At 37.8% G+C, this 13437-nt stretch carries 11 protein-coding genes; 10 read left to right on the top strand and 1 reads right to left on the bottom strand.

What is annotated here, in order from left to right; genetic code table 11:
- The first annotated feature begins 67 nt into the window (after positions 1 to 67).
- From KQI69_RS09425 to KQI69_RS09385, 9 genes are all read left to right on the top strand, one after another.
- Positions 68 to 643 (top strand): M50 family metallopeptidase, encoded by a 576-nt coding sequence (locus KQI69_RS09425; RefSeq protein WP_216565128.1) that lies wholly within the window; start codon positions 68 to 70, stop codon positions 641 to 643.
- Between the two features lie 146 nt (positions 644 to 789).
- A complete protein-coding gene (locus tag KQI69_RS09420; protein ID WP_216565127.1) occupies positions 790 to 1314 on the top strand; it encodes an adenine phosphoribosyltransferase in 525 nt (174 codons plus the stop codon).
- Positions 1315 to 1340: 26 nt separating this feature from the next.
- Positions 1341 to 2699 carry an NCS2 family permease gene (locus KQI69_RS09415; protein WP_216565126.1) on the top strand — a complete coding sequence of 453 codons (1359 nt, stop codon included), beginning with the start codon at positions 1341 to 1343 and terminating at the stop codon, positions 2697 to 2699.
- Between the two features lie 852 nt (positions 2700 to 3551).
- Positions 3552 to 6029, top strand: a complete 2478-nt coding sequence (locus KQI69_RS09410; protein WP_216565125.1) for a glycyl radical protein — start codon at positions 3552 to 3554, stop codon at positions 6027 to 6029.
- Between the two features lie 81 nt (positions 6030 to 6110).
- The gene (locus tag KQI69_RS09405; RefSeq protein ID WP_216565124.1) at positions 6111 to 6863 is read left to right on the top strand and encodes a glycyl-radical enzyme activating protein; all 753 of its coding nucleotides are present in this window, start codon (positions 6111 to 6113) and stop codon (positions 6861 to 6863) included.
- Between the two features lie 47 nt (positions 6864 to 6910).
- On the top strand, positions 6911 to 7963 hold the full coding sequence (locus KQI69_RS09400) for an aliphatic sulfonate ABC transporter substrate-binding protein (RefSeq protein ID WP_216565123.1): 1053 nt from the start codon (positions 6911 to 6913) through the stop codon (positions 7961 to 7963).
- Between the two features lie 20 nt (positions 7964 to 7983).
- The gene (locus KQI69_RS09395) at positions 7984 to 8748 is read left to right on the top strand and encodes an ABC transporter permease (protein ID WP_216565122.1); all 765 of its coding nucleotides are present in this window, start codon (positions 7984 to 7986) and stop codon (positions 8746 to 8748) included.
- 41 nt (positions 8749 to 8789) lie between these two features.
- Complete coding sequence (locus KQI69_RS09390; protein ID WP_216565121.1) at positions 8790 to 9557, top strand: ABC transporter ATP-binding protein; 768 nt, start codon at positions 8790 to 8792, stop codon at positions 9555 to 9557.
- Positions 9558 to 9894: 337 nt separating this feature from the next.
- Positions 9895 to 10971, top strand: a complete 1077-nt coding sequence (locus KQI69_RS09385) for a LacI family DNA-binding transcriptional regulator (RefSeq protein ID WP_216565120.1) — start codon at positions 9895 to 9897, stop codon at positions 10969 to 10971.
- Between the two features lie 185 nt (positions 10972 to 11156).
- Here KQI69_RS09385 and KQI69_RS09380 read toward each other — a convergent pair whose 3' ends face one another.
- Positions 11157 to 11348: a YjfB family protein gene (locus KQI69_RS09380; protein WP_216565119.1), complete on the bottom strand. Its 192-nt coding sequence runs from the start codon at positions 11346 to 11348 to the stop codon at positions 11157 to 11159.
- A gap of 207 nt (positions 11349 to 11555) precedes the next feature.
- Between KQI69_RS09380 and KQI69_RS09375 the strand changes: the two genes are divergently transcribed.
- Positions 11556 to 13437, top strand: a 1882-nt coding sequence (locus KQI69_RS09375) for a sensor histidine kinase (RefSeq protein WP_216565118.1), incomplete at its 3' end; no start/stop codon positions are given.

Genomic DNA, 13437 nt, shown 5'->3' with positions numbered 1-13437 from the left:
CCACTTATTGCTCTACGCAATAGAAGTGGGGGACTTACTTGATAGTGTTAAATTATAGAGGACTTTTATGGACAATATATACTTGAATTATCTTTTAACTGCGTTGATATTGACTTTTGCTATACCAGTTACGGGATTTGTAATAGAGCAGCTTGTAAAACTTCTTTATTCAGTTGTGGCATCTTTTTTTGGCAATGGATTTACTTATTTCATATTTAACAGACTGACTTTTATAGGTGTATTCCACCATGAACTTTCTCATGCACTGTTTGCTACACTTACGGGAGCAGAAGTTACAAAGATAGTTTTCTTTCATCCTGATGGTGACAGGCTCGGATATGTTGAATATGTTACAAGAGGAAATGTGGTAATGAGGTCGATACAGCAGACTATGGCTTCTATAGCACCTGTGTTCTGCGGGGCATTGACAAGTGCAGGAATCTATTATTATATTTCTGCAAGTGGTAAAATCTTTGCTGTATGGCAGATAGTTCTGCTCTGGTATGCATTTGTTTCTATCATATTACATATGACTATGAGTGGTCAGGATTTTAAGGTTATGTGGCGTGGGATACCGGTGGTGTATCTTATAGTGTTTGTAATCGTGTATATTTTTAAATTTAATCTTTTGAACGGATTTTGAGAATATTTTACAGCCGTATTGAGAATATCATTTATTTTTGCTATAATGAAAAAGATTGATTAAAGGCCACATATAATGTGGACACAAACGCAGTTCCCTCATAAGAGAGGTGACATTATCTTATTATAAGAAGGAGGACGCATATAATGAAGAAATTAGAGGATTATGTAAGATGTATTCCTGATTTTCCAAGTAAAGGAGTTATGTTCAGAGATATTACATCAGTGATTCAGGATCCTGACGGACTTAAACTTGCTATTGATTCAATGATCGAGGCTGTTAAGGATGTTGATTTTGATGTTGTTGTCGGAACTGAGTCAAGAGGTTTTATCTTTGGTATGCCTATTGCTTATGCACTCGGCAAGGGATTTGTGCCATGCCGCAAAAAAGGTAAACTTCCATGTGAGACAGTTACGGCATCATATGCTCTTGAATACGGAACGGCCGAGATAGAGATTCATAAGGATGCCATAAAGCCGGGACAGAAAGTGCTGCTTGTAGATGACCTTATCGCAACAGGTGGAACTATCGAGGCATGTGCAGGTCTTGTTGAAGAACTTGGCGGTGAAGTAGTTAAGATTTTATTCCTGCTTGAACTTGCCGGTCTTAAAGGCAGGGAAAAACTTTCTAAGTATGATGTGACATCGCTCATTACATACGAAGGAAAATAGAATACGAAAAGGGGACATAATTATTTATGTTAAACAAACTATTTAAACTGGAAGAAAATAACACGAATGTAAAGACGGAGGTTATAGCAGGTCTTACGACATTCATGGCTATGGCATATATACTTGCCGTAAATCCAAATATTTTGAGTAGTACGGGAATGAATCGTGATGCCGTACTTCTTGCGACATCTATCGCATCATTTATCGGATGTATGGCTATGGCTCTGCTTGCAAACTATCCGTTTGCATTGGCACCGGGCATGGGACTTAATGCTTATATGGCGGGAACTGTATGTGCGAATATGGGATATTCGTGGAAAGTGGCTCTTCTTGCTGTATTTGTGGAAGGTCTTGTATTTATCGTGCTTTCTCTTACAAATGTGCGTGAAGCGATATTTAATGCTATTCCGTCCGCACTTAAAAAGGGAGTGAGTGCAGGTATCGGGCTGTTTATTGCATTTATCGGACTTCAGGGCTCAAAGCTCGTTGTATCAGATGATTCGACACTTCTTACTTATGTGAGATTTACAAAAGATTTTCATACAGTAGGAATCGGTGCATTACTTGCACTTATAGGATTGTTTATAACTGTCATTCTTTATGCAAAGAATATCAAGGGCTCTATCCTTATCGGAATATTGAGCACATGGATACTTGGAATGTTATGTCAGCTTGTTGGAATCTATGTTCCGAATCCTGATATGGGATTTTATTCATTATATCCGACATTTAAGATGATAGATGTAACAGCTCTGGGTGATACATTCGGACAGTGTTTTAAAGCTGATTTTTCACAGATTAAGATACTTGATTTTATCGTTGTACTTTTTGCATTTCTCTTTGTAGATATTTTTGATACACTTGGAACTCTTATAGGTGTATCGACAAAGGCGGGTATGCTTGATGAAAATGAAAAACTTCCTAGAATCAAGCCGGCACTTCTTGCAGATGCCATTGCAACATCGATAGGAGCTATTCTTGGAACATCGACAACTACAACATATGTAGAGTCATCAGCAGGTGTACTTGCAGGAGGCCGTACAGGACTTTCAGCAGCCGTAACGGGAATTATGTTCCTGCTTGCGATACTATTTGCACCTATATTTACGGCAATACCGTCATTTGCTACGGCACCGGCACTTATCTTTGTCGGATTCCTTATGATATCATCAATAATAAGCGTAGATTTTACAGACCTTACTGAGTCAGTACCCGCATATCTTGCACTTCTTGCAATGCCGCTTATGTACAGTATCTCAGAAGGAATCGCACTCGGTGTTATCTCATATGTAGTTATCAATGTATTTTGTGGAAAGGCAAAGAAAGTTAAGCCTTTAATGTATATACTTGCGGTACTGTTTGTGTGTAAGTATATATTCCTGTAGGGATGATATAGTACATTAATAAAAATAAAAAGCTGTTGCTTTTATGGATTAAATTTCATAAAGCGGCGGCTTTTTTGTATGGAAAAAAGAATGTTATTACTTATCTGTACAAATTTGTATAAAAAAATGACCGCTGGAGAGGCGGTCATCTGTAATAACCATAAAAGGTTATAACAATCAAGTTTAAACTTGATCGTTTGGAGAAGGTATGAAAAAAATTTAAGCACTTATCAAATGATTTCGTTTCATTTGATAGGTTTATATTAGCGTGGAAGTGTGAACTTGTGATGTTTTAAATGTGAAAGATATGTTAATAAATGTGAACAAAAAAAGTTGGGGGATTTTTTGAGGGAAAAATTAAAAAAACATCTGTAAATAATAGTGGGATTGTTCGATTATTTCGGGTGTGTGAGGTGTGCAAACGATTTCGTGTTTTTGTATATTATGATGTTTAAAGCAAAAGGTATAGTGTGAAAAATAAAATTTTTCACATACAAGATTTGTGTCTGTGCACACTTGACACAAACTTGATATGCACAAAAAGTGTGTGCAGAAATGAGGATTTTTATGTTCAAATGATATTAACAAGTGCTGCATTGTGGCTATCAGTCTGACTATTAGTATTATATCTGGATAAAAGTATTTTATAAATGTGCCAATGCAAGCAATGGTTTTTTATATATAATTTAGTGAAAACGATTTCATGAATTATTGTTGTCCTATATGAAAACTATGAATATAATATAAAACATAAAAGGCACAGAAGTTACCGCTTTATCTATGGTGCAAACGGTAACAATAACAGTCCATAAGAAATACAAAATATTATGGAACAAAAAAGGGGGATAAATAATGTCAGATAAAAAAGTATTGTCAGTTCAGGAGGAGAGGATAAACGAGGAGATAAGAACTCATAAAACAGTATATTCCTTTCCAAACAGAGCAACTGTTTTGTTAGAGAAAGTTAAAGGCACAAAGCCACAGATAGATATAGAGAGAGGATTTTATTTCACAGAGTCTTTTAAGGAAACAGAGGGACAACCGTTAAATCTCAGATGGGCAAAGGCACTTATGCATTATGCAAAAAATGCAACGGTCTATATAGAGGATGGTCAGCTTCTTGTTGGAAGAAGCGGCAAGCTTGGGCGTTATGGAATTTTATACCCTGAACTTGACGGAGATATTCTTGGTGATGCGATTGAAAAATTACCTGAGAGGGAGACTTCTCCATTTAGCATTTCTAAAGAAGATGCAAAAATCGTAAAAGAGGTTATACAGCCGTACTGGGAGGGAAAAACTTATCATGAAGATCTCGTTCGTGTATTTCCGGAGGATACGAAGAAACTTACATATAATGAGGACGGTTCTTCGAGATTTATCGTAAATGAGACTTCGTCATTCCGTTCATCAATACAGTGGGTTCACGATTATGAGATAATTCTTGAAAAGGGCTTTGACGGCATTAAGAAAGAGGCTTTGGAGAGATTAGAAAGTCTTGACGAGGACAGTGCTGTTGACACACTGGAGAAAAAGCCGTTTTTAGAGGCAACTATTATCACCTGTGATGCTATCGTATTGTGGGCAAACCGTTATGCAAAACTTGCGGAAGAACTTGCCAAAAGTGAGAAAGACGGGAAGAAAAAAGAAGAACTGCTTAGAATAGCAGAAAATGCACGCCGTGTTCCTGAATTTCCACCTGAAAATTTCTATCAGGCATTGCAGTCACAGTGGTTTGTGCAGATGTTTTCAAGAATTGAACAGAAAACAGGAACGGTTATTTCCAATGGACGCATGGACCAGTATTTATATCCTTATTATAAGAGGGATATTGAAAAAGGGATAATCACTGAAGAAAAAGCTGAGGAGCTGCTTGAATGTATGTGGGTTGGGATGTCTGAGTTTGTTGACCTTTATCTGTCGGAGACGGGAGGTGCATTTAATGAGGGGTATGCGCACTGGGAGGCTGTCACTATAGGCGGTGTTGACAGTGAGGGAAATGATGCTGTCAATGAACTTACATATCTTCTCTTAAAATCAAAGAGAAACTTTCCGTTAAATTATCCTGACCTTGCGGCGAGAATACATACATTAAGTCCTAACCGTTATCTTCACGAGGTTGCAAAAACGATAAAAGAGGGAAGTGGTTTTCCAAAACTTATAAATGATGATGAAGTCATTCCGTTGCTGCTGGCAAAAGGGGCAGGAATAGAAGAAGCAAATGATTACAGTGTTTCCGGATGCTCGGAATGTCGTATGCCAAACAGAGATACATTTACAAGCCCGTGTGCTTACATAAATTTTGCGGCGGCACTTGAGATGACTTTGTATAATGGAAAAATGTTAAAGTATGGCGATGAGGTCATTGGTCTTAAAACAGGTGAAGTCGAAGAATTTGCGTCATTTGAGGAATTTCTTTTGGCCTATTTAAAACAGCAGAAATATTTTATAAGAAATGCGTTTATTCAGGAACATGAGATAATAAGACTTCGTGCAATGCACTTTGCGTCACCTCTTGGTTCGTTGTTGCACAAGCTGTGCCGTGACAGTTATACGGATATTCACCAGCCTTATATACCGGGAGGGATAGATCTTGGATATTTTGAATTTATCGGCTATGGAACGGTGATTGATTCACTTGCGGCAATAAAGAAATTCGTATTTGAGGAAAAAAAGGTTACATGGGAGAAATTAAAGGTGGCTCTTAAGGCTGACTTTGAGGGATATGAAGATATAAGAGAACTTTTACAGACTGCACCTGCTTATGGAAATGATGATGAATATGCGGATGTTATAGGAAAAAGGATTGACAGGGAGGCACTTGACTTTGCGGCTAAATACTCGGAGGAACTTGGGGTACATCTTGATTTGAGGCTTGTTCCGTTTACATCTCATGTGCCGTTTGGAAAAGTGGTAAGTGCAACTCCTAATGGAAGAAAAGCGTATGTGCCGTTGTCAGATGGCAGCAGTGCATCACAGGGAGCAGATAAAAACGGACCTACAGCCGTGTTATTATCAAACTTTGCTACAAAAAACAAGGGGTACAAAGAGAGAGCCTCAAGACTTTTAAATATAAAACTGAGTCCGTCATGTGTCGAGGGAGAGACGGGAACAGAAAAACTTGTTCAATTTATCAGGGCATGGCATGACCTTAGACTGTGGCATATCCAGTTTAATGTATTAAATACGGAGACACTTAGAAAAGCACAGCAAAGACCGGAGGAATATAAAAATCTGCTCGTAAGGATAGCAGGCTACAGTGCATATTTCACCGAACTGTCAAAAGATTTACAGGACGATATTATTGCAAGAACTGAGCAGCAGACTGTTTAGTAAAAAAGAAATCTATGTACTCTTGGAATCTTCTGAACGAAGAATTTTGAGAGTACATATCTAAAGAAGGGAGGCAGCAAAGTGTCAGATAGAGAAGCAGTAGTTTTTAATATTCAGCGTTATTCGCTGCATGACGGGCCTGGGATAAGGACAACCGTATTTTTGAAAGGATGCCCTATGAGGTGCCGCTGGTGCTGCAATCCCGAATCACAGAATTTTGAGATAGAAAAAATGGGTGAAAATCTTGCCGGGGAGAGGATGACTATCCCTCAGATAATCAGAGAAGTAGAAAAAGATGAGATTTTTTATAAAAACAGTGAGGGAGGAATGACCGTAAGCGGCGGTGAACCTCTGGTACACGGAAAATTTACCATAGACCTTTTGAGAGAAGCAAAAAGGCATTATCTGTCAACTGCGATAGAAACTTGCGGATGTGTTGAAAAAGATGTGCTACTTGAAGCGGCGCAATATCTTAATGTCATATATTATGACATAAAAAGCCTTGATGAGAGCAAACATGAGAGCTGGACAGGTATGACCAACAAAAATATTACTGATAATCTGAGAGCTGTTAAACGAAAGTTCCCAAAGCTTGATATTATAGTGAGAACGCCTGTTATACCGGGATTTAATGACAATGAAGCCGATATAAGAAAAATTTGTGAGTTTCTAAAGCAGATAGGTCAGAAAAAATATGAACTTCTTGAGTATCACAGATTTGGAAAATCGAAGTATGAAAAACTTGGGAGAGATTATCCGATGAAGGATGCGGCTCTCGATGAGGGAACTATGGAAAGGCTCAGAAATGTTGCAGGAGAGTATGGTTTTGTTTGAGATTTTGTACAAACTTGAAATGTATAAGTGAAGAAATGGAGGTCAATATGAATATATCTGATGTAAAAAAGGAGAAAGTATTTAAGAAGATAAAGAGGATTGTTGGAACAGTTGTTATAATGGCTCTTTTTGTTTCGGTGCTTGGTGGATGCGGCAATACAAAAAGCAATAGTGGCAGTTCGACTGCTAAATCAGGTTCAGCGGATGGAAAATCAGGAGAACTCAGGATAGCGGCACAGCCTTATCCGTTATATACACCTGTTTATGTTGCGTATAATCTCGGATATTTAAAGGAAGAATTTGACAAAGTCGGAGTGAAGTTTACATGGGATGAATATCAGTCAGGACCACTTGTAAATGAGGCGGTGGCAGCAGGACAGGAAGATATGGGATTTATGGCTGACCTGCCGGCAATCATAGCTAAATCTTCAGGACAGGACATAGAGATAGTTTCAAATGTTGCATATGGAGAAAAAGGACTTGCGGTATTGGTAAAAAAAGACTCAAAGATAAAGAGTATAAGTGATTTAAAGGGGAAGAAAGTGGGATATGCAGTCGGCTCATATGCACAGCATCTTCTGGCACTTCTCTTAGATAAAGCAGGACTTACAACCGATGATGTGGACAGTGTAAACCTTGCGGCGGGTGACCAGTCGGCGGCATTGTCTAATGGTGAGGTTGACGCTATAGTTATCTGGGAACAGTTTATTTCAAAACTAACAAGTGATAATACAGCGAGGGTGCTTGCTGATGGAACAGGTGTAAAAAGAGGAAATATGATAACTTATTTTGTAAAAGATTATGCCGACAAAAATCCTAAAGCAGTTGAGGCATATATAAAGGCATTGAACAGAGCTGATGAGTTTATAGAGAAAAATCCTGAAAAAGCAGCAGAAACAGTGGCAGAGAATTTTGGAGTAGATAAACAGCTTATGCTTAAGATACTTAAGAATTTCACTTATCAGACGGAACTTTCGGATGAGGATGTTGCAGAGATAACAGCCGTGAAAGATTTCTCGTTAAAGGAAGGAATCATTCAGAATGATGTGGATATGAATTCATTTATAAATAAGAAGTATCTGGATGATGTGGCTAAGTAGGTGAAAAGGAGTGAGGATTTATGGCTGATATAGAAAAAAGAGGTATTAGTTACTGGACTCTTTATATGTTGCTTCCTGTTATGGTACTTGTTGTCTGGTTCCTAGCAGGTATGGCAGGATATACAAAGTCGTATTCGATGCCGTCGCTCGACCGTATCGGAGATACCATTGTCCAAATGGCGCAGAGTGGAAAACTTTTTGAAAATATGTATATAAGTGTGGTGCGTGTGATTGAAGGTTTTATCGTATCACTTGTGGCGGGGATAGCACTTGGGATTGTGGTGAGCATTTCATCGAAATTTGAGATATTAACTGATTTTATAATTCAGATTTTGCGTCCCATTCCACCGATAGCATGGATACCGCTTGCAATCTTATGGTTTGGAATAGGAGAAAGTTCAAAAATATTTATTATATTTCTGGGAGGTTTTTTCCCTATATTTGTAAACTGTGTTGATGGTATAAAAAATATCGACAAAAAATATTATGAGCTGGCAAGCGTTTACGAGGTATCAAAAAAGGAACTTATAATTCACATAATAATTCCGGGGGCACTGCCGTCAATGCTCACGGGTATAAGGCTTGGCATAAGCAATGCGTGGGTGTGTGTGGTGGCAGCCGAGATGATAGGAGCGACAAGTGGTGTCGGATATATGCTTTCAAATGGAAGAAGTCTTTCAAGACCCGACATAGTGATTCTTGGTATGCTTATAGTTGGAATCGTGGGAAAGATTATGGATGACATTTTAAGAAAATTGAACAGAAAACTTATAAAATGGGTTTGATTTAATTTTCATTGTGCCAGAGCATGGGAATGGAGGTTAGAATGGAAAATATCGTAGAGATAAAACATCTGACAAAGATTTTTAAATCAAAAAATAAGGAAACAATTGCTCTTTCAGATATAAATCTGACGATTGGCGAGGGAAAGTTTATATCAATAATAGGGGGAAGCGGATGTGGAAAAAGTACATTGCTTCGTATAATAGGCGGACTTGAAACAAAATATAACGGTACTGTTCTTGTTGATGGCAAAAAGGTAGAACACGCTTCAAGACAGACAGGTTTTATATTTCAGGATCACAGGCTTCTTCCGTGGCTGAGTGTAAAAGAAAATATCCGTTTCGGACTGCCAAAAGAATTAAAAAACAATGATGAACTTATCATGGAAAATTTAAAAATCGTGGGACTTGAAAAGTTTGCCGCTTCATATCCGAAAGAACTTTCAGGAGGAATGGCACAGAGAGTAGCCATTGCAAGAGCGTTAGCAAACAAGCCTAAGCTGTTGCTTCTTGATGAGCCGTTTGGAGCACTTGATGCCATGACAAAAATGAGATTACAGGATGAGCTTCTAAAAATATGGGAAAAAGAAAAGATAACAATGATAATCGTCACACATGACATAGACGAGGCAATTTATCTTGGAAACGAGATTGTAGTGATGACGCCACATCCGGGAAAAATAAAAAGAATAAAGCAGGTAGAGCTTGAAACACCAAGAAGCAGAGTGGGAGCCAGTTTTAACATGGTAAAAGAGCAGGTTTACCGGGACTTTTTCGACACGGAGGAAATTCCATTTGTGTATTCGATATAGTTTGTTAAGAGCAGGCAGCAGAGTGGGCTACAAATATCCGCTTGACTGCTTGCAAATGTTGTATAAAGTGAGTTAATATGATGCAGGGGTAACTTAGCAGAAATTTGCGAAACTATCATAATCTGAGATTAAATTGCACAAATATAACAAATAGTATTAGCAGTGCACTTCTGTCACCGTCAGCACTTAGACAGCGTATTTTGCTGGCTTAGTACTGTTACGAGTGACAGGCAGCGAAAGCGTGTCTGCGTTAGTATTTGTTATATTTGTGCGATTAACACAACATATAAGTAGTTTTGCAATTTCCTGACATCCTTAAGTAAGAAAGGAAAAAATCATGTCGATCAAGAAAATAGCAGAGAGAGCAGGTGTATCGGCTTCAACCGTTTCACGCGTGCTCAACAATCCAAATTATAAATGTTCATCTCCCAAACTTCGTGACAAGATTTGGAAGATTGCGATAGAGCTTAATTATACACCAAATACCGCCGCCAGAAATCTGAAGATGGGTGTTAAGGAGAAAGAAGAAAAGGTCTATTATGTCAGCGTGCTTATGACACGAATGGAAAAGGCAACGGCAGATCCGTTTTTTAATGAACTGTTGCGGGTGATAGAAAGTGAGATACATAAACAGGTTGCGATATTGACAAAAGTCTGGTATATGCCAATCTTTTCAAATGATAAGAAATGCCGCCACGAGGATCTTGATCTGCTGATAGATGGAATGTATGATAAGCTTGAGCCTAAATGTGATGGACTTATAATTATTGGCAAGTGTAATAAAGATGCATTAAAAAAGCTAAATAACAAATTTAAAAATGTGGTTTCGGTAAATCGTAATTCAACAAATTATGAGGTTGATGAGGTGTTGTGTGACGGAAAGAAGGTTGCTATGATGGCAGTAGAATATCTTATATCACTGGGGCACACAAGCATAGGTTATGTTGGTGACTGTTATAATGAGGCAAGGTATCGTGGATATCTTGAAGCACTGCACAGACATGACATTGACCCCGAAGCAGATTATATAGTACAGACAGGACAGACAGAAGCCGAGGGTTTTGCTGCAATGCAGAAACTTATGCAGTCCGAGGAAAGACCGACAGGAATATATTGTGCAAATGATATAACAGCCATCGGAATGTTAAAATTTCTTGAAACAAATAAAAACAGATATTATATTCCATCTATAATAGCGAGTGATGACATAGAGGAAGCACAGTATACAAGACCTATGCTCACAACAGTAAGACTTCCTAAAGAGGAGATGGGGAAGTTTGCATTGTATCTTCTCGTTGACCGTATGCGTGGAGGACATAAAAGTGTTGTCAGAACAGAGCTTGAGGGAAAACTTATGGTACGCAACAGTTGTGTGGGGATTGATGAGGGGGGATGGTGCGATTATTGTATATAGATACTGAGTTAGTAAATTAGGTGTTGACAGCTTTTTGTTGATAAAATATGATTTAGTTGTAAGTTTTTAGTGGATTGATTTTTTTGGAGATGCGACATATTATTGTTAGACGATAAAAATATTACCCCCATCTGTATAATGAAAATATTCATAGTACAGGTGGGGGTAATATTTTTGGAAGTAGTTTATACTGTAATATCAATATTTGCACCAAGTTCCGGATTGACAGATCTTTCCATAGCAGAACGGTTCATCATGTCAATAAGACCTGCTCCGCTTTCTTTCATTGTATCAAGACTTTTTGCAAGAACTGCGGTTTCAACATTATTTATCACATCTGCCTGTGATAAGCCCATAGAGATTGCTGCAATATCCATAGTGATCCCTCCTTTTCTTTTTTTGTTTAACTTTGAAAAATAAAAATCTGTTTCTTTAACTAATTATATCACAGCTTGATATAGAAATAAAGGTACTAAATAACACATTAAGTTAATGGCAAAAGCTATGTTTTTTATTTGACAGGCATTTATATTAAATATATAATAAAAATGGTATATTGTCTTTATTTTAGAAAGAAGCGAAGGATGAAATATAAATATAGCATAATTAAATTTAGTAAGATAATGTTTGTCATTTTATTGATTTCAATGTTCTGCCTGCCGGTATCAATTCAGGCAAAGAGTGACAGCAAGGCAGACACAGGCATAGTTGAGAACAAGCGTGTACTGTTTCTTAGTTCATATTCATATACATGGTCTACCGTTCCGCTGCAGATTGAAGGAATCAAATCTAAATTGGATTCCTCAGTGACACTTGACATAGAATTTATGGACACGAAAAAGATAAAACTTGAGATGGCTGAAAAGATAATGCTTGAGAAGATACGTTTTAAGCAGCAGAATTCAGGGGTGTATGATGCTGTTATAGTCGGAGATGATGCCGCACTGGTCTTTGCAATGCAGTATCGAAAAGCATTATTTAAGGATGTTCCTATTGTTTTTGAGGGAATCAACAATATCAAATATGCCAGAAAAGTAAGCAAGGATCCACTGGTGACAGGAGTTATAGAGAAGTTTTCTTATAAGGAAAATTTTGATTTTGCAAGGAAAATCCAGCCGGATGCAAAGAAAGTTGTGGCAATAGTAGATAATACTGTTACGGGAGTTGGAGAACAACAGCAGTTTTATGAACAGGAAAATAATTATCCGGAGCTGTCTTTTGAAGTGATAAATGGTTCGCTGCTGACAAAACAACAGTTTGTCGAGCGTGTTTCAGAGGTTGATAAGGATTCAATCCTTATATATCTTATTCTCTCAGAGGATAAACATGGGAATACATATACAAATGAACAGGTGTGCCAGATTTTGAAGAAATATGCGAAAGTTCCTGTGTTAAGATTTGTTCAGGCAGGAATCGGAGATGGTGTTCTGGGTGGCAATATCGTGTCACATAAAACTTCCGGTGAAATTGCAGCAGGGATGGTCATGAAAATGCTGCAAGGTGTTAAGCCTGCTTCAATAAAAATGGTAAATAAAAGTCCAAATGGTTATTACCTTGACCAGAAGGTGATTGATAAATTTAATATTTCTGAATCGCTGATACCGGAAGGGGCAAAAATTGTAAACCGTAAATTAAGTTTTTTGGAAAAGTATGGTGTTGTGCTGGTAATAACATTATGTGTTTGTGCCGCTATTATGTTTATAACATTGGTGGTAATGCGTACTATTTATGCACGGCGCAGGTATGCAGAACTTGAGAAAACAAACCAACAGCTTGAGGCGGCAGCAGTTGCGGCTCAGGCGGCGGACAGGGCTAAGAGTGTATTCTTGCACAGTATGTCACACGATATCAGAACACCGATGAATGCAGTTATTGGATTTACAAAGATTGCCATTCAACAGAATAAAGATGAAGTTGTAAAAAAATATCTTGAGAAGATAATGATAAGTTCAAAGCATCTGCTGGCAATTATAAATGATGTACTTGATATAAGCAGGGTTGAGAATGGAAAGATGGTATATAAACCTGTTTCATCTGATCTGCATGTGATAACGGATGAGGTTTTAGCTATTATTGAGGGATTTATATCTGAAAAGAAAATAAAATTTAATGTGGAGTGTCCGAAAGAACAACAGTCTTGTAAGATAATGACTGATCCTGTACGAGTTCGTGAGATTCTCGTAAATATTCTCAGCAATGCAGTGAAGTTTACAGAGAGTGGCGGAAGCATTGATTTTTTAATGGAGATAAATACTGGTTCAGATGAAAAGCACATTGTAGTACGATATACTATTTCAGATACGGGCTGTGGTATCAGTGAGGAGTTTCTTCCTCATGTTTTTGATGAATTTACTCAGGAAGAGTTTGGTGCGAGAACACATTACAAGGGTACGGGACTTGGTATGGCTATTACTAAAAGGTATGTTGAGATGATGGGTGGCACTATCTGTGTAAAAAGCAAAAAAA

The sequence above is a fragment of the Eubacterium sp. MSJ-13 genome (assembly GCF_018918235.1).
GTDB lineage: Bacteria > Bacillota > Clostridia > Lachnospirales > Lachnospiraceae > Butyribacter.
The sequence above is the reverse complement of the archived record's forward strand: the minus strand, read 5'-3'. Positions and strand labels throughout refer to the sequence as shown.

What these genes read in the sequence shown, in the direction of transcription:
- KQI69_RS09410 (WP_216565125.1), top strand. Translation starts at nt 3,552, where the DNA reads ATGTCAGATAAAAAAGTATTGTCAGTTCAGGAGGAGAGGATAAACGAG.
- KQI69_RS09400 (WP_216565123.1), top strand. Translation starts at nt 6,911, where the DNA reads ATGAATATATCTGATGTAAAAAAGGAGAAAGTATTTAAGAAGATAAAG.
- KQI69_RS09395 (WP_216565122.1), top strand. Translation starts at nt 7,984, where the DNA reads ATGGCTGATATAGAAAAAAGAGGTATTAGTTACTGGACTCTTTATATG.
- KQI69_RS09390 (WP_216565121.1), top strand. Translation starts at nt 8,790, where the DNA reads ATGGAAAATATCGTAGAGATAAAACATCTGACAAAGATTTTTAAATCA.
- KQI69_RS09420 (WP_216565127.1), top strand. Translation starts at nt 790, where the DNA reads ATGAAGAAATTAGAGGATTATGTAAGATGTATTCCTGATTTTCCAAGT.
- KQI69_RS09425 (WP_216565128.1), top strand. Translation starts at nt 68, where the DNA reads ATGGACAATATATACTTGAATTATCTTTTAACTGCGTTGATATTGACT.
- KQI69_RS09415 (WP_216565126.1), top strand. Translation starts at nt 1,341, where the DNA reads ATGTTAAACAAACTATTTAAACTGGAAGAAAATAACACGAATGTAAAG.
- KQI69_RS09380 (WP_216565119.1), bottom strand. Translation starts at nt 11,348, where the DNA reads ATGGATATTGCAGCAATCTCTATGGGCTTATCACAGGCAGATGTGATA.
- KQI69_RS09385 (WP_216565120.1), top strand. Translation starts at nt 9,895, where the DNA reads ATGTCGATCAAGAAAATAGCAGAGAGAGCAGGTGTATCGGCTTCAACC.